This window comes from Janthinobacterium aestuarii (assembly GCF_046113285.1).
GTDB lineage: Bacteria > Pseudomonadota > Gammaproteobacteria > Burkholderiales > Burkholderiaceae_D > Janthinobacterium.
In genome coordinates, this window is the sequence record NZ_CP142524.1 from 5,586,260 (window position 1) to 5,603,330 (window position 17,071).

Consider the following 17,071-nt stretch of genomic DNA (forward strand, 5'->3'; position numbering starts at 1 on the left):
TGCGATACTCACCGTACTTCAGTACGGTTGCGCTTCTCGGCTACCTCTCCCTTCCGCTCGCTACGGTTCTGTCAGGTACTCTTGGACTTCCGGGTCTTAACGACTGTCCTTCATCTGCTGCTGCACGGAAAGACTCAAGGTACCGAGGTCTTCCTTGCCCAGCAGCGGCAATTGCGCCAGCAGCTGCATCAGGGCCGAGCTGCCCGTCACGTCCAGCTCGGACGACTGCACCAGCACCGTGCCGGCGCCCGTGAAGTCGATCTGCTTTTCCTCGCCCGACAGGGTAAAACCCGTGAGCGCGCCGGCGGCCGAGGCCCAGCCCTGCACGTGGGCGTAATCGTAGTGATACGAGGGGCTGGGGCAATCGGCCCAGCCCAGCACGGCCTGCTCGTCCACGCGGCACGGCAACTCGAGGAAATGCACGGGGCCGTTCGACGAGGCGATCACTTTACCGGTGCCTATCATGGTCAGATAGCCGGGCAAGGTCGATTCCTGGCAAATCACGTCCTTGGTAAACCCCAGCAGGTTTTTCGCGCGGATGGTCATGTTGGCGTTGTCCAGGTCATAGCACGCCAGGTCGTTGCCGTTGTCGCCCAGGATCAACTGGCCCTGGCCTTGCGCCACGACAAAGTGGTGGATGTATTTCGGCGCATTGAAGGCATTGCGCACGATCAGGTCGAGCACGCTGCTGCCCATGGCTTCGAAGCGCAGCTCGCCATAGAAGGCGATCATCTTGCCCTTGCGAATGAAGATCTGTTCCTTGACGTCGATGACATAGGAAAAACGGTTCAGGTTATCGTTCTTCGGCAAGGTATCGGGGTTGTAAATCGTCATGGCTTACCTTTCGCTCGCTTGGATGTAGACCGTGCCCTGGCCCGTAAACTTCACCTGGTAGGATTCGCCGGACGCCTGGCCGACGAAGGTTTTCCAGTTCAGGTCCGTGACGATGGTCGAGCTCAGCTGGCCCGTGTGGCCGATATACGCTTGCGGGTCGACGAAGACGGGCACGTCCGGCGTGACGGGCAAGCCGATGGCATTGCCGTCGGACAAAATCGCCACTTCGCCCGTGCCTTGCAGGGTGGTGGTAAACAAGCCCTGGCCCGAGGCCATGCCGCGCACCACGCCCTGCACGCCGCCCTGGTTGCCGAGGAACATGGTGCCGGCCGTCAGGCGCGCATCGAAGGCCAGCAGGGAGTCGCTTTCTACATAGAACGTTTCGCCGCGCACGGGCACGATGCTGACGAACAGGCCGCCCTGCGCGTAAAACACGCTGCCCGTGCCGCGCGCCGACATCAGGGCATAGCCCTCGTTCGTGACGGCGCGCATGGCCAGGCTTTGCACGCCCTGGCCGGCCAGGAAGGAGCGGCTGAACGCCACGTCGCCCTGGTAGGACACCATGGCGCCCTTGCGGGCGAACACTTCTTCATTGCCGAGTTTAACCTCGAGCATCTTTTCATTGATTTGCTGATAGACAGGCATCGCGGGTCCTCGCTGACTTAACGTTCGGCGGGCTGGATAAACACCACGCCCTGGCCTGTGAATTTGTGCTGGTACGATTCGCCCGAGCTCTGGCCGATCATGGTGCGCCAGTTGACATCAAAAACGAATTCCTGGCGGATATCGCCCTTGAAGCCGACGAAGGCGTCCGGGTCCACGCGCAGCGGGTGCGCCGGCGTCACTTCCAGCATGATCAGGTTGCCGCGCGAAATGACGGCCAGGTTGCCGTGGCCTTCGACGGTGGTGGAAAACAGGCCCTGGCCGGAACTGGCGCCGCGCAGGCCCGCAAAGCTGGTGCCCGTCTTCAGGCTCGTGTCGTAGGCCAGCAGGCTGCTGCTTTCGATGGTCAGCTTTTCGCCGGCCAGCGCCATGACGGTGATTTCGGCCGCGTTCTGCGCGAAAAACACGGTACCCGTGCCGGCGGCCTGCATCACCTGCATGCCTTCGTTCGTCACCTTGCGCTTGAGCGCGCCGAAGAGGCCCTCGCCGCCCAGCAGGGATTTTTCAAATTTGATGCTGCCCGTATAGGCGACCATCGCGCCGGCAATCGCCAGCACTTTTTCATCCTGCAGGCGCACTTCCAGCAGGCGGTCGGTATTGGTGCGGAAACTGGTCACGCGCGACTCCCCAAGAATGCCAGGACACAAAGCCATGGCTATCCGACAAGATACCGGGGGCGTTACCGCCATGCAAGTGCTATTCCTCCCGAACGGGGGTGAGTGCATAAAAAAAGGCGTGCCCGAAGGCACGCCTTGTGTTCATACCATGAGCGGCTTATTCGGCCGGCACCGGCCTGGCGGCGCGCGCGTTCTGGAACAGCGGCACGGGATCGTTGGTATTGACCTCGACCACCGTGACGCCCTGCACCACGCCAGCGACCTGGTAGCCGACGGCGCCCAGGTGACGCTTGCCTTCGGCCAGGTTGGACCAGCTCAGGGAGACCGTCGCCGTGCCGCCCGTGTAGGCCGTGCCCGGCATCAGCGCCTTGAAGTTGCCGTTGTTCAAGCCCGGCGCCAGCACCCACGACGACAGGGTGTAGTCGGCCTGGCCGTTTTGCGGCGCAAAGCCGATCACGCACACCTTGTACGTGCCGGCGGCCGGCAGGCGCAGTTCCACCTGTTCATTGGAACTTTCATTGCCGCTGCTGCCGACCAGTACATTGGCGGCGTTGTAGACCTCCATGTCCATGTCGGTATTCGCGCCGCCCGTCGTTTCCGCGTCGTAGGTGGCAAAGCGCGCCGCCAGGGTGCCGGCCGGGATCACCACGTTGTGCACGTTCACGCCCGTGGCGCCGCCCGCCTTGCAGGCAGCCGATGCGGCAGCGCCCGTCGTCGCCTGGCCGATCGTGCGCGTCTGGCGCACGGCTTCGACGAGACCCGACTTGACGCCGACCAGCGCCCCCGAGAAGCCCGTGCCCAGGGTCAGCACCTTGCTGCCCGTGGCCGCTTCGCTGCTGACCAGCGGAATGGCGGCCAGCGAGGTGCCGCGCGCCGTCAGCGGGCTGCGCACCGTGTGCGTGCCATCCGTCCAGCTCAGGGCGCCGTAGGTCCAGGTATTGGCCGGCGCCGTGGTGCGCGTCAGCTTGACCTGGTACTGCGCCTTGGCGCCCGGCGCCAGGCTCAGGCTCGTTGGCGTCACCGCCACCGTGTAGCCGGGCAGGCTGGCCGAGACGTTGTAGACGGCGCTGCTGGCACCCACGTTGGTCACCGTGCGCGTCAGCACTTGCGTGCCCAGTACGTTGGCCGCCGTCAGCGACGCCAGATTCAGGTTGTAGGCGGGAATGGTCCCGACGGCCTGGCAGGTGGCGGGACTGTAGACCTTCAGGTTCAGGCCGCACAGGAAACGCGCATAGTCGATTTCCGACACGTCGTACACGAGGCCGGGATCGGCGGCGCCGTTCGGCGCGATGTGGCCGGCGCCCTGGCCCCACGGCAACTGGCCCGAGTTCTTCGCCGTGGCATCCCACGACACGGAACCGTTCAAGCCATCGGGATACGTGCTGAACGCCGTCGTCATCAGCGCCGACTTGATGGCCGCCGGCGACCAGCTCGGATGCTGCTGCTTGAGCAGCGCCGCCACGCCGGCCACGTGCGGGCTGGCCATCGAGGTGCCGGAATAGAAATCCCACTCCGCCACGGGCGCTGCGCCGCCGGCGGCCACGGCATCGCGCTGCGCCGGCGTCAGGTCGGCCGTCACGCCGGCCAGGATGTTGGTGCCGGGCGCCGACAGGTCGGGTTTCAGGATGTTCGCGTTGGCCACGTTCGGCCCGCGCGAGGAGCGGTCGCTGACGATCGGCGCCTGCACCGTGGTGTCGGCGATGGTGTGGATTTCGCCCAATGCCGCCGTGCCGTCCGGATTGGCCGCCATGAAAGCCTTCAGCGCGTCGCCCTGCGCCTGCGCCAGGTGCACCGTCGACAGCACGTGCGCCTGATTGATGATGGTATTGGCGCCGCCGGCCACGTTGGCGATGACCACGCCCGCCGCGCCCGCCGTCCTGGCATTCGCGCTCTTGTTGACCAGCACATTGCCGCCGCGGTCGCACACGAGTATCTTGCCCGCCACTTTCGCCGGGTCCAGATAAGCCGGTGCGGCATCGGCCGCGCCGAAGCAGCGCAGCAGATTGACGTCCGTCGGCGGCACGCCGGCCAGGCCCGCGTCGCGCGAGCGGATCAGCGGCAGCGCCGGCGTCTTCGCGTTGCTCGATGCGCCTTCCAGCTTGCTGCCGTTGCTGAGGATGACGTTGCCCGCGTACAGGCGGTTGTGGGTGGAATTGGCCACCGTTGCCAGCCAGGGGCTGATGTGCGAGACGGGCGCCGGCACGTCGGGCGCCGGCGTGGATGGACCGGAATTGCCGCCGGAGGTGGCGACAAACACGCCGGCCGCCGCCGCGCCAAGGAAGGCGACTTCCGTCGGTTCGTCGAAGGCGCCGCCGCCCGCGTTCGGGCCGATGGAGAAGTTAATGACGTTGACGCCATCCTTGACCGCCTGGTCGATGGCGGCCACGCTGTCGGCCGTGGCGCAGCCGTTGCGGCCCGTCGACGCGGCCGTCCAGCAGACTTTATAGGCGGCGATACGGGCACGCGGCGCCATGCCCGAGGCCTTGCCCAGCGACACGCCGTTCGAGGTGGCGATGGCGCCATTGTTGCCGCCGGCCGTGGAGGCCGTGTGCGTGCCATGGCCGCCGTGCCCCGTCAGGCCGGCGACGGAATCGCGCGGCGACAGGAATTCCGTCCAGTGCAGCGCCGCCGTGGAAGCGCGGTAGTAGCGCGCGCCGATCAGCTTGTTGTTGCAATTCTCGGCGGAGAATCCTTCGCCCGTCTGGCACGTGCCTTGCCAGCTGGCCGGCGGCGCGCCGTACACGACATTGCTGCCGCTGTGGCTGGGCACGCCGTTTTCGTCGAGGCGGTCGGCAAAGGCCGTGTTCTCGGGCCAGATGCCGCTGTCGACGATGCCGATGACGATGTCTTCGCCCGCGTGCGCCTTGCCGCCCAGCTGCTCCCACAGGCCGCCCGGCTTGTCCAGGCCCAGGAAGCTGGGCGTGTAAGTGGTGTCGAGCTGCAGGATGGAGTCGGCGCTGATGCTGGCCACGCCGCTGTTTTTCTTCAGGGCCCGCACTTCATCGTCCGTCAGCAAGGCGGAAAAGCCGTTGAAGACGACGCTGTACTGGTGCGTGATTTCAGCCGCGCTGACGGTGCCGGCCACGGCGGCCTGCTTGCTGTCGAGGTAGCTCAAATAGGCCTGCACGTCGGCGGCGCCCACATTGATGCGCGCGCCCGGGGCCGGCTTGGTGGCGGCCAGGCCGTCAACCTGGCCCGTATAGGTGGCGGCCGGCTTGTCGACCAGCTGCACGATGTAGGAACGGCGTTCCTGCGCCTGCGCCGTTTGCGCCAGGCTGGCGGCCAGCAGGAGGATGGCGAGTGAAACGGGACGTAACTTCATCTCACGCTCCTTGCACGGTGAACGCGGCGACCTTGCCGCTGCGGCGGCGCGACAGCATGCCGATGGCGCCCAGGCCGGCCAGCAGCAGCATGTAGGTCGACGGTTCCGGCACGGCGCTGACGTTGATATTGTCGAGCGCAAACTGGCCCTGGTTAAAGGCGGGGAAATCGATGGAATTGCTGCACACGCCAGTGTCATTGAAAATGCAGGCGTTGAAGGTCAGGCCCGTGAACGCATAGTTGCTGAAACCGCCCAGCAGGGAAGCGCCCTGGAAATGGTAATTGCCATCGCTGCCCTGGCCGGGAAACGCCAGCGAGGTGCTGACCACCTGGCCGTTGCTGAGTGTACCGCTCAGCTGCAGTTCGCCCCACTGCATGTTGGGCAAGCCGGAGACGGGCGCGATGAAGGAATAGTCGAATCCGGCCAGGCTGAACGCCTGGCGGTCGGCACGCGCGAAATTCACGCCGCCATCGTTGAGGATGGCCAGGTAGTTGCCGGTGGCGCCCTGCGGGCAGGCGGCGATATCGCACGACGAACCCGCGCGGCCATCGAGGATGGCGCCCACGCCGCTGACGCCGCCGCCGGCCGCCGTGGTCGGGTCGGCCAGGAACCGCAGGTTGTAGCTCGACGTATTGAGCGTCTGGCCGCTTTCATACACGTCGGGACGCAAATTATCGAAGGTCAGGACATCGGCCATGGCCGGTGCCGAGACCAGCACGGACACGGCGGCCAGCGCGGCCAGGACGGTGGTGCGGCCGCGGGTAGCGGGCGGATAGACGGTGGCGGGGGATACCCGCGCATGTGATGGACGATTCATTCTATTCCCTTGATTGTTGTGGATAGATAGGTCGGCAGGTCTGGTGCCCGCTTGCAGCTTTTTCACAAAAGTGTCAACAAATATAGCAAATCGCATAAAACAAATATCATATTTTTAATATCATTTATTTATTTTTTATCTAAGCCTGCGAAACTTTGTTTTGTTTTATCTATGAAAGTTTGAGTAAGCTCAACGTTACATTGGAACAACAATGCATCGCACTGCAGGCGTGCGTGCCAGCGTGCCGGCGCGACTTCAGATAAGCTCGAAAACCGTGCCTGCGGCCAGCGCAAGCGCCCACCGTCACATCGCGGTACACCTGTTCCATCCTGGAACAGTCATCCCCTCCCCTGCCCCGCATGACGCGCCCCCCAGAGACCCCTGCGCCGATGGCATGAAGCTTGCACAACAAAGAGATCGACCGTGCTCAGGGAGCAGCATCATGGAACACTACCAACTGGCCGGCAGCGGCCGCGCAGGCACGCGGCCGGCCCGGCGCATCCTCGTGTGCTGCGCGCTGGCACTGGCTTTTTTCCTGCTGGCCGCCAGGCTGGACCTGGCCGAACGGCTGACGCACGCGCTCTGGCGCCAGGAACGCTGGCAACTCGATGAACTGGCCCTGAGCCTGTTGCTGCTGACGCTGGCGCTGGCCGGCTTTGCCGTGCGGCGCGGACGCCAGGTGGCGCTGCTGCTGGCGCAAAACCGCGCCCTCACGCAGCGCCTGCTGCGCGCGCAGGAAGAAGAGCGCTGCGCGCTGGCGCGCGAGCTGCACGATGAAGTGGGACAGGATTGCACGGCCATCCGCGCCGCCGCCAGCTACATCCTGCGCGCGCGCGACGGCGACCAGGCGAACGTGCAGGCGTGCGCCGCCAGCATCGCCCGCTCGTCGGAAGCGCTGCACGCGATGGTGCGCACGATGCTGCGCCGGCTGCGCCCGCCCGTGCTCGACAGCCTGGGATTGGCGCCGGCCCTGCAGGCGCTGTGCGACAGCTGGGCCCAGCAGCACGGCATCGCCTGCCATTTCGCGCCGCACGCCGTCCCCGCCAGCCTCGACGACTGCACCGCCACCGCCGTCTACCGCCTGGTGCAGGAAGGCTTGACGAACGTGGCGCGCCACGCGGGCGCCGACCGTGCCACGGTGGAATTGCGCGCCGATGCGCACGGCGTGCTGCACCTGGCCATCGAAGACAATGGCCAGGGTTTTGGTCCGGATAGAACGCCAGCAGATGGCTTCGGCATGCTGGGCATGCGCGAAAGAGTGGCCGGCCTGCGCGGCCATATCCGCTGGATCAGCGCGCTGGGCAAGGGTTTGCGCATCGAAGTGGCGATGCCCCTGGCGGCCGGTGCGGCATGAACGCGGCCATGACCCCGATCCGCGTGATGCTGGTCGACGACCACCCGGTGGTGCGCACGGGCTACCGCCGGCTGCTGGAACAGGGCGGCGATATCGCCGTCGTGGCCGAGGCCGGCAATGGCGAGACGGCGTATGCCCTGTACCAGGAGCACGCGCCCGACGTGTGCGTGACGGACTTGTCCATGCCCGGCATCGGCGGCCTGGAATTGTTGCGCAAGCTGCTGGCACGCGACGCCGGCGCCCGCGTATTGGTCTTCAGCATGCACGACACGCCGCAACTGATCGCCCGCGCGTTTGAGGGCGGCGCCTGCGGCTTCGTCAGCAAGCAGGCCGACCCGGAACACCTGGTCGACGCCGTGCGTGCCGCCCACGCGGGCCGGCGCTACCTCGATCCGCACAGCGTACCTGGCGTGCTGCAAGGCACGGCCCGCATGGAAGCGGACCGTTTGAGCAGCCTGAGCCAGCGCGAATTCGAAATCTTCCGCCTGCTGGCCGAAGGCCGCAGCGCCGCCGACTGCGCCCGCCTGCTGCACCTGAGCAGCAAGACGGTGGCCAACCACCAGACCTGCATCAAGGAAAAGCTCGACGTGCCCGGCCCCGCCGCCCTCGTGCACCTGGCGCTGCGCAACGGGGTCATCGAGCATATCCTCCCTTAAAACGCGTAGCGCAGACCCGCATTCACGCTGCGCGGCGCGCCCGCCGCATAGAACGTCGCATTGACCATCGGATAGTCGCCGTTCACGACGGGCAATGGCCGGGCGGCAAAATTGCCGTTGGCGTCGAAGCCCGTGGCGCCCAGTTGCGCCGCCGTCGCGTACTGGCGGTCGAACAGATTATTCACCTGGGCGAACACGCTGAGCCGTGGCGTCAGCTGGACGTTGCCGTTCAGCTCGACCACGGCGTAGCCGCCGCTCTTGCCCGCGCCCAGGTAGGCCGGGCCGCCCGCCTGGTGCCGGTTGTTCTCGTTGCCGCGCGCGTAGGCACTCGACACGGCCGTCATGGCCAGGCCCACCGTCCAGTCGCGTCCGCCCTGATAGTCCACGTGCCCCTTGAAGATATGGCTCGGTGTCAGCGGAATGCGGTTGCCGGGCGTGATGATGATATTGCCTTCCAGGCCGGGCGCCTGCGCATCGCTGCTGCTGTTGGCGCTGCCGTTGACGAGCTCCCGGCTTTGATACGTCGCCTGCAGCCACGTGTAATTGACGCCGAAGTCCAGCGCGCCCGCCTTGCCGTCCAGTGCCAGCTCCACGCCCTGGTGGCGCGTCTTGCCGAAATTCTTGAAGTAGCCGAAACCGGCCTGGTTGTCGGCCACGAACAGGATATCGTCATGGTTTTCCGCACGGAACACGCCGGCGCTCCAGCGGGCCACGTCGGCGAGCTTGCCGCGCAGGCCCGCTTCCCACGTCTTGGTGACGACCTGTTTCAAGGGTGGATCGCCCGCCATGGCGTTGGGCAGGCGGCACGGGTTGTCCGGGTCGGCGCAGCCGAGTTCGATGGCCGTCGGCGTGCGGCTGCCTTCGTTGTAGCCGAGATAGGCGCTCACGCCATCGGCCGGCGCATAGGCCAGACCGATGGCGGGATTGAAGCGGCTGAAACGGTGGTCGCCATCGAGCGAACCGCTGCCGCCGCCGGGCGTGATGGCGTCGCGGTTGCGCACGGTGCTGCGGTTGTAGCGGCCGGAGATGGTCAGGGTCAATGCTTGATTCAGCGCAATGCTGTCGCTCGCATACACGCTCCACGTGCGCATGCGCCCGCTCAAGTCGACGCGGTTGTCGACGGGCGTGCCGTCGTCGTCGATTTCCGTACCGTCGGCAAAGAAGTCGACGGGCGTGATGCTGCGGTCCGGGTTCAGATAGCCGAACTGGCTGGTCTGGCGAAACGTGGCGTGGCTGGCATCGAAGGCGGCGCCGACCGTGACGGCGTGGCGCTGCCCGGCCAGGTCGGCCAGCGCCGTGAACTGACCCGACAAACCATAGTTTTCCTGCTGCGTATGGCTGCGGTTGAGCATGCCGTTGCATTTTTCGGCCGGTTCATCGTTCAGCAGCACGTTGCCGATGCAGCGCCACTTCGGAAACGGTGTATTCGACGCGTTCGCCCCGCTGGCGGGAAAGCCCGTGTAGCCGGCCGCCGCCAGGGCCGCCCGCTCGGCCGCGCCGGGCTGGTAGACGGACTGGTCGAGCGACTCGTCGTTCAAGTCGCCATTGAAGGTGTGCGTGTCGATCTTGCGGTAGTACACATTGCCGGACAAGAGCAGGCCGGCGCCGGCCTGGTGCTTGCCCGTCACATTCAGCAAGGTCGACCTGTTTTCCGTCAAATCGGGCTTGGTGTAGACGCTGCGGTAATCGCGCGCCAGCAGTCGCTGTTCCTGCAAGCCGTTGCCCGTCAGCGCATTGTTCGCGTGGGCCACGGTGACGGCAATGTCGGTGCGCGCATCGCTCCAGCCCAGCTTGCCGAAGACCTGGCGCACGTCCGACGGCGAATCGTCGCGCCAGCCCTCTTCCTTGAAACGGTTGCCCGTCACATACCAGTGCCAGCCCTGCACATTGCTGCCGCCATGCTCGAACTCGACGGCGCGCCGCTGGTGCGAACCCAGGCGCGCCTCGACGGCTGTGCCGGGATTGCTCTTGCCATCCTTGGTCTGCAGGGCCAGCGCGCCGCCCAGGGTGTTCAGGCCGAACAGGGGGTTCGAGCCTGGCATCAGGGTCAGCGAGGCGATGGCCATGCGCGGGATCAAATCCCAGCTGACGACATCGCCAAACGGCTGGTTCAGCCGCATGCCGTCGAGGTACACGGAAAGTCCTTGCGGCGTGCCCAGCAGGGGCGAGGCCGTGTAGCCGCGGTAGCTGACGTCGGGCTGGAAGGGGTTGTTCTGCACCTCGTTCACATAGACGCTGCCCAGGTTGCGGCGCAGGAAGGCGGAAATGTCGAGCGCGCCGCTGCCGGTGATCTGCTGCGCGCTGGCCGTCTGCACGGGCGCGGCAAAGGCATCGCGCGGCCGCTCCACGGTGGGCAGCGGCATGCTGCCCGTGATAATGACGGTGGGCAAATCGTACGCCGGCTCCAGGTTGGCAGGATGGGCAAGCTCGGCGGCTTGCGCCTGGCACAGCGCCATGGCGGCGGCCGCGAATAAGGTCAGTCTCATGCAGGTCCCCGATTTATCGTGTTTTTTATTACTGCCCAGTATCGGACAGCCACCGGGGGATGGCCTAGGGAAAAACTCCCGCCGTGCTGGGAAGGGATAACAAAAGTCAGCGCTGCAAGGGAAGATAGCTTTGCTTGAGCTGGCGCAACACGAAACTGGATTTGCTGTGGCGGATACCGGGAATTTTATACAGGCGCTCGCGCAGCAGGCGTTCGTAGTCGCGCGTGTCGCTCACCGCGATGCGCAGGTAGTAATCGTAGTCGCCGGACACAAGAAACGCTTCCAGCACTTCCGGGATCATGGCCAGCGCGTGGCCGAATTCAAACAGGGCCTGGTCGGAATGGTCGTCCAGGGTGACTTGCACGATGACGGTATCGGCCAATCCCACCTTGGCCGCGTTGACGTTCACCGTATAACCCTCGATGACGCCATCGTCTTCCATGCGCTTGATGCGCGCCCAGCATGGCGACGAGGTCAGGCCCACCTTGGCGCTCAGGTCGTGCAGGCTGATGCGGGCGTCCTGCTGCAGGGCCGTCAGGATGGCGAGGTCGAATTTGTCGAGCTTCATTCTGTTAATTCCTTATTTCACAGCAAATTTTGCTGAATACTGCATTCTATACGAGAAAACCAGCAGCCTTTTCTGCCGCATCAGGCAGAAAATAAGGCCATGAAACCCGATCCAGCTCCCCTCCTCGCCCGCGCCTCGCATAACGGCGCCAGCATCCTGATCGACACCCTGCTGGCGCTGGGCGTCGACACCGTCTTCGGCTACCCGGGCGGCGCCGTGCTGCCCCTGTACGACGCGCTGCACGCGCAGCCCCGCCTGCGCCATCTTCTCGTGCGCCACGAACAGGCGGCCGTGCACGCGGCCGAGGGCTATGCGCGCAGCACGGGCCGGCCCGGCGTCGTCTTCGTCACGTCCGGCCCCGGCATGAGCAATACCACCACGGGCTTGCTCGACGCCCTGTGCGATTCGATACCCGTCATCTGCATCAGCGGCCAGGTGGCTACCACCAGCATCGGCACGAATGCCTTCCAGGAATGCGACGCGCTGGGTATTTCGCGCCCCGTCACAAAGTGGAACCGGCAAATCCGCGCGGCAGAGGAAACGGCGGCCGTCGTGCGCGAGGCGTACGCGCAAGCCACGCAAGGCCGGCCCGGCCCCGTGCTGGTCGACTTTCCCAAGGATCTGCAGCTGGCACCGGTGCGGGAAACGACGGTGCTGGCCCCTGCCACGCCGGCCCCGATGCCGCCGTCGGCAGCCTCCGATCTTGAACGGGCCGCCAGCCTGATCGCCGCCGCGCGCCAGCCCGTGTTCTATGGCGGCGGGGGCCTCGTCAATTCCGGCCCCGCCGCCTGCGCCGCCTTCGGCCAGCTGGTGAAGCTGGCGGCCGCGCCGTGCACCCTGACCTTATTGGGCCTGGGCGCCTTTCCCGCCTCGCACCCGGCCTTCCTGGGCATGCTGGGCATGCACGGCACCCTGGAAGCGAACCTGGCGATGCACCATGCGGACCTGATCGTCTGCGTGGGTGCCCGCTTCGACGACCGGGTGACGGGCAGGCTGGACGCCTTTTGTCCCGGCGCAAAGGTCATCCACGTCGATATCGACCCGGCGTCGATCGGCAAGGTGGTGCGCGCCGACGTGGCCCTGCGCGGCGACTGCGCGCCCGTGCTGAATGCCCTGCTGGCGCAGCTGCGCGGGCGATTGCTGGCGGACCGCCAGCCGTGGTGGCAGCGCATCGACGGCTGGCGCGCGCAGGACTCGCTGGCGTTCGACGACACGCCCGACGTCATCGCGCCGCAGGCGCTGATGCGGCGGCTGCAGGCAGCGCTGGACAGCATGGATGGCGGGGACGCCATCGTCTCCACCGACGTGGGCCAGCACCAGATGTGGGCGGCGCAGCATTTGCGCTTCGAGCAGCCGCGCCGCTGGCTGACCTCGGGCGGCGCCGGCACCATGGGCTATGGCTTGCCGGCCGCCATCGGCGCGCAGATCGCCCACCCGGACAAGTGCGTCGTGTGCGTCAGCGGCGACGCCTCGATCCTGATGAATATCCAGGAACTGGCCACGGCCGTGCAGCACCGCCTGCCCGTGAAAGTGGTGCTGTCGAACAATGGCTACATGGGCATGGTGCGCCAGTGGCAGGAACTGATACACGGCGGGCGCTACAGCCACAGCTACACGGAAGCGCTGCCCGACTTCGTCGCCCTGGCGCGCGCGTTCGGCTGGCAGGCGCACACGGTCAGCCGGCGCGAGGACCTCGACGGGGCACTGGCGGCCTGCCTGGCGTCCGAAGGCCCGTACTTCCTCGACGTGCGCGTGCACGGCGCGGAAAACTGCTTCCCCATGATGGCCCCCGGCGCGGGGCACCATGAAGTAACCTTATCCAAGGGCAAAATGTACAGCGGACGGTAGGTCGGATTAGCGGGGCAACGCCTCGCGTAATCCGACACCACCACCGGCCTCGCCAACGATGTGGTCGGATTACGCTCTACGAGCTAATCCGACCTACGCCAGCTTTCCCATGATGACGCCCGGCACGAGGCGCCATGAAGCTGCCTGATCAAGGGCAAAATGTACAGCGGCCGGCAGGTCGGATTAGCGGGGCAACGCCTCGCGTAATCCGACACCACCACCGGCCGCGCCAACGAGGTTGTCGGATTACGCTCTACGAGCTCATCCGACCTACGCCAGCTTTCCCATGATGGCGCCCGGCGCGGGGCACCATGAAGTAACCTTATCCAAGAGCAAAATGTACAGCGGACGGCAGGTCGGATTAGCGGGGCAGCGCCTGCGTAATCCGACACCACCACCGGCCGCGCCAACGAGGTTGTCGGATTACGCTCTACGAGCGAATCCGACCTACGCCAGCTTTCCCATGATGGCGCCCGGCACGAGGCGCCATGAAGCTGCCTGATCAAGGGCAAAATGTACAGCGGACGGTAGGTCGGATTAGCGGGGCAACGCCTCGCGTAATCCGACACCAGCGTCTTGCAACAATGTTGTCGGATTACGCTCTACGAGCTCATCCGACCTACGCCCATATCCGGTAGATCCAGTAGCTTTCATCTTCTTTCATGGCGCGCGCCAGTTCCGTGGGACTCAAGCCCGTGATTTCGCGCGTCTCGCGGCAGAAATGCGCCTGGTCGGCGTAGCCGCCGCTGGCGGCGACGTCGGACCATGACGCCGTGCCCTGCAGGATGGCGCCGCGCTCGTCGAGGAACAGCTGTTCCGCGCGGCGCATACGGCGCAAGGTGCGCATGGGCTGGCCGGCCCAGGCCTTGATGCGGCGCTCGATGTTGCGCGCGCTGCTGGCCAGGCCCGTCGATGCGGCCTGCACGCCCAGCCGGCGCACCCAGTCTTGCACGGCGCCGGCCGGTTGGTCGCCGCTCTTGCGGGCCAGCAGCCAGCGCGGCGCGAGAAAATCCTCCACCAGCCTGACGCGGGCGGCATCGTCCGGCGCGGCCAGCACGGCGTCGGACAGGGACAGCCAGTCGGCATCGAACAGTGCGCCGAGGGGGCGGAACTGGTCCAGCAAGGCATCCATCGATATGCCCGTCAACGCATGCAGGGCGGCCGGATAAAACATCACGACAAACGAGTGCACGGGACCGGGGTTGTAGCTGACCAGCGGATACGAACGGGGGCCGCCGAACAGCGCGGGCGGCATGCGCACGTCCGGCAGCGACAGGCCCGGCGCGGCCGCTTCCACGTGGCCGGCGACGGTCCAGACGATGCTGCACATGGGCGCGGCGGGAAAGCGGTTCAGGCGCTGCGCCGGCGGCAAGGGCGCGCAGCCCGTGGTGTCGCGCACGAGGATGGCGCGCACGCAGGAAGCGAGCGCGGCGCGCGGGGCGATCAAACGGGTCAGGGGCGTAGGGGCGGCTGGCATGGCGACGATTGTACCGGCAATTTCTGGCCGCGCACGATGTCGTATTCGTTCAATACAAACGGGCCGCAATCGCGTAGAGTGTGGCCATTATTGCAAGCAATCCTCGTACTTTTACCGTATCGACAGGAGATGTTCATGCCGCCACTCGACCACGCCGCCCCCGCCGTCGCCACGCCCCTGCGCCAGATCCGCCGCCTGCCGGGGCCCTTCGCCTTGCCCATCGTCGGCAACAGCCTGCAGCTCAAACTCACGCGCATCCACCGCGACGTGGAACAATGGGTACAGCGCTACGGCCCCTTCATGCGCGCCTGGTTCGGCCGCACCCTGGTACTGGTGGTGGCCGACAGCGAGGCCGTCGGCGCCGTGCTGCGCGACCGGCCCGACGGGTTCCGCCGCCCCCTGAGCAGTTCCGTCGTCTCCGACGAAATGGGCGGCGTGCCCGGCCTGTTCCTGGCCGAGGGCACGGAGTGGCGCAATCAGCGCCGCATGGTCATGGCCGGCATGGCGCCGGGCGCCATCAAGGCCTACTTCCCCGCGCTGGTGACGGTGGCGCAGCGCCTGCAGCGGCGCTGGCATCTGGCCGCCACGCAAGGCCAGGCGATCGACCTCGATGGCGACCTGAAACGCTACACGGTCGACATCATCGCCGGCCTGGCCTTCGGCACGGAAGTCAATACGCTCGAATCGGGCGAAGACGTGATCCAGCGCCACATGGACGACATCCTGCCCGCCGTGGCGCGGCGCAGCCTGTCCATGTTCCCGTACTGGCGCTATGTCAAGCTGCCCATCGACCGCCGGCTGGACCGCGACGTGGCGGCCCTGTCCGCCGCCGTGGCGGACCTGGTGCAGCAGGCGCGCGCGCGCATGGCGCACGACCCGGCGCGCCGCGCGCATCCGCCCAACCTGCTCGAAGCCATGATCGCCGCCGCCGACCTGGAAGGCAGCGGCGTGACGGACCGCAACGTGGCCGGCAATGTGCTGACCATGCTGCTGGCGGGCGAGGATACGACGGCCAACACGGTGTCCTGGATGATTTATTTGCTGCAATGCAATCCGCAGACTCTGGCGAAGGCGCGCGACGAAGTGCGGCGCCTGGCGCCCGACGCGGCCCAATTCACGATCGAGCAGATGGATAGCCTCGATTACCTGGGCGCCTGCGCCAGCGAAGCCATGCGCTTGAAGCCCGTGGCGCCCTTCCTTCCCGTCGAGGCGCTGCGCGACACGGTTATCGGCGACATCGCCGTGCCGGCCGGCACCCTCGTCTGGTGCGTGATGCGCAACGACACCGTATCGGATGCGCACTTTCCCGACCCGCAGGCCTTCCAGCCCGAACGCTGGCTGGCCGACAGCGGCGAGGCCAACAACAAGCGCGCTTCGATGCCCTTCGGCGCCGGCTTGCGCACGTGCCCGGGCCGCTATCTGGCCTTGCTGGAAATCAAGATTGCCATGGCCATGCTGCTGGGCAGCTTCGACATCGCCGGCGTCGACACGCCCGATGGCGGCGAGGCGCAGGAACTGATGGGGTTTGTGATGTCGCCCATCGGCTTGACGATGCGCCTGGCGCGGCCGCAGTGATACCATGGGGGAATCTCAGTCAACGTGCTTTCCCCATGCAAATTCACCTGGAATCGCCGCAGCAAGCGGACGTGCAAACCCTGATCGCCGAGCTGGATGCCTATCAACAAACGCTGTATCCGGCCGAATGCGTCTACTCGCTGGACCTGGCATCGTTGCCGCCGGAAACCCTGCTGTTTGCCGTCGCCCGCGATGCGGCAGGTGCGGCGCGCGCCTGCGGCGCCATCGTCGTCACGCCCGCTTTCGGCGAGGTCAAGCGCATGTATGTGCATCCGGACAGCCGCGGCCTGGGCCTGGCCAAGCGCCTGCTGGCCGTGCTGGAAGAGCAGGCGCTGGCGTGCGGCTGCCGCCTGCTGACCCTGGAGACGGGCATCCACCAGCCCGAGGCCATCGCCCTGTACGCGCGCCACGGCTACCAGCGGCGCGGACCGTACGGCGACTATCGCGACGATCCGTTCAGTGTCTTCATGGAAAAACCGCTGCAGGCGGCCGCATGAGCGCCCCATCCGACAGCCTGCTCGACATCCGCGCGCGCCTGCGCGCCTTTGCCGACGAGCGCGACTGGGACCAGTTCCACACACCGAAAAACCTGGCCATGGCCCTGTCCGTGGAAGTGGCGGAACTGGCCGAGCACTACCAGTGGCTGCCCACGGGCGCGGATGCCGAGCTGGACGAGGCCAAACGCACGGGCATCCGCCACGAGCTGGCCGACGTACTGATGTATCTGGTGCGCCTGGCCGACAAGAGCGGCGTCGACCTGCACGCGGCCGTACTGGAAAAAATGGAACTGAACGCGCAGAAATACCCGGCGCAGCAGGTGCGTGGCGACGCGCGCAAATATAGCGAATATTGAT

At 66.2% G+C, this 17,071-nt stretch carries 14 protein-coding genes; 6 read left to right on the top strand and 8 right to left on the bottom strand.

The genetic code is table 11. The features are described from left to right. Positions 1–96 precede the first annotated feature (96 nt). The 5 genes from OX462_RS25145 to OX462_RS25165 form a co-directional block, all read right to left on the bottom strand. Positions 97–834, bottom strand: a complete 738-nt coding sequence (locus OX462_RS25145) for an AIM24 family protein (protein ID WP_409027313.1) — start codon at positions 832–834, stop codon at positions 97–99. A 3-nt stretch (positions 835–837) separates the two neighbouring features. After that, complete coding sequence (locus tag OX462_RS25150; protein ID WP_101483726.1) at positions 838–1,479, bottom strand: AIM24 family protein; 642 nt, start codon at positions 1,477–1,479, stop codon at positions 838–840. A gap of 17 nt (positions 1,480–1,496) precedes the next feature. Then, a complete protein-coding gene (locus tag OX462_RS25155; protein ID WP_070217680.1) occupies positions 1,497–2,114 on the bottom strand; it encodes an AIM24 family protein in 618 nt (205 codons plus the stop codon). A 157-nt stretch (positions 2,115–2,271) separates the two neighbouring features. Beyond that, positions 2,272–5,436 carry a S8 family serine peptidase gene (locus OX462_RS25160; protein WP_409027314.1) on the bottom strand — a complete coding sequence of 1,055 codons (3,165 nt, stop codon included), beginning with the start codon at positions 5,434–5,436 and terminating at the stop codon, positions 2,272–2,274. A 1-nt stretch (position 5,437) separates the two neighbouring features. Next, complete coding sequence (locus tag OX462_RS25165; protein ID WP_409027315.1) at positions 5,438–6,253, bottom strand: NF038120 family PEP-CTERM protein; 816 nt, start codon at positions 6,251–6,253, stop codon at positions 5,438–5,440. Between the two features lie 442 nt (positions 6,254–6,695). Between OX462_RS25165 and OX462_RS25170 the strand changes: the two genes are divergently transcribed. Both OX462_RS25170 and OX462_RS25175 read left to right on the top strand, forming a co-directional pair. Beyond that, on the top strand, positions 6,696–7,607 hold the full coding sequence (locus tag OX462_RS25170; RefSeq protein ID WP_409027316.1) for a histidine kinase: 912 nt from the start codon (positions 6,696–6,698) through the stop codon (positions 7,605–7,607). Positions 7,608–7,615: 8 nt separating this feature from the next. Then, positions 7,616–8,263 (top strand): response regulator, encoded by a 648-nt coding sequence (locus tag OX462_RS25175; protein ID WP_409027317.1) that lies wholly within the window; start codon positions 7,616–7,618, stop codon positions 8,261–8,263. Here OX462_RS25175 and OX462_RS25180 read toward each other — a convergent pair. After that, the gene (locus OX462_RS25180) at positions 8,260–10,749 is read right to left on the bottom strand and encodes a TonB-dependent receptor (RefSeq protein ID WP_409027318.1); all 2,490 of its coding nucleotides are present in this window, start codon (positions 10,747–10,749) and stop codon (positions 8,260–8,262) included. The two genes, OX462_RS25175 and OX462_RS25180, sit on opposite strands and share 4 nt — an antisense overlap. 106 nt (positions 10,750–10,855) lie before the next feature. Further along, positions 10,856–11,317 carry an Lrp/AsnC family transcriptional regulator gene (locus OX462_RS25185; RefSeq protein ID WP_070217690.1) on the bottom strand — a complete coding sequence of 154 codons (462 nt, stop codon included), beginning with the start codon at positions 11,315–11,317 and terminating at the stop codon, positions 10,856–10,858. A gap of 99 nt (positions 11,318–11,416) precedes the next feature. On the opposite strand from OX462_RS25185, the gene ilvB reads away from it, so the two are divergent. Beyond that, the gene (gene ilvB / locus OX462_RS25190; protein ID WP_409027319.1) at positions 11,417–13,165 is read left to right on the top strand and encodes a biosynthetic-type acetolactate synthase large subunit; all 1,749 of its coding nucleotides are present in this window, start codon (positions 11,417–11,419) and stop codon (positions 13,163–13,165) included. A gap of 619 nt (positions 13,166–13,784) precedes the next feature. Here the strand turns inward: ilvB and OX462_RS25195 are convergent. Next, a complete protein-coding gene (locus OX462_RS25195; protein ID WP_070312583.1) occupies positions 13,785–14,642 on the bottom strand; it encodes a helix-turn-helix domain-containing protein in 858 nt (285 codons plus the stop codon). A 135-nt stretch (positions 14,643–14,777) separates the two neighbouring features. Between OX462_RS25195 and OX462_RS25200 the strand changes: the two genes are divergently transcribed. The 3 genes from OX462_RS25200 to OX462_RS25210 are packed head-to-tail and all read left to right on the top strand — an operon-like array spanning position 14,778 to position 17,070. Beyond that, the gene (locus OX462_RS25200) at positions 14,778–16,217 is read left to right on the top strand and encodes a cytochrome P450 (protein ID WP_409027320.1); all 1,440 of its coding nucleotides are present in this window, start codon (positions 14,778–14,780) and stop codon (positions 16,215–16,217) included. Positions 16,218–16,252: 35 nt separating this feature from the next. Continuing rightward, positions 16,253–16,714 carry a GNAT family N-acetyltransferase gene (locus tag OX462_RS25205; protein WP_409027321.1) on the top strand — a complete coding sequence of 154 codons (462 nt, stop codon included), beginning with the start codon at positions 16,253–16,255 and terminating at the stop codon, positions 16,712–16,714. Continuing rightward, a complete protein-coding gene (locus tag OX462_RS25210) occupies positions 16,711–17,070 on the top strand; it encodes a nucleotide pyrophosphohydrolase (RefSeq protein ID WP_409027322.1) in 360 nt (119 codons plus the stop codon). The genes OX462_RS25205 and OX462_RS25210 overlap by 4 nt, the downstream gene beginning before the upstream one ends. Position 17,071: the final 1 nt, after the last annotated feature.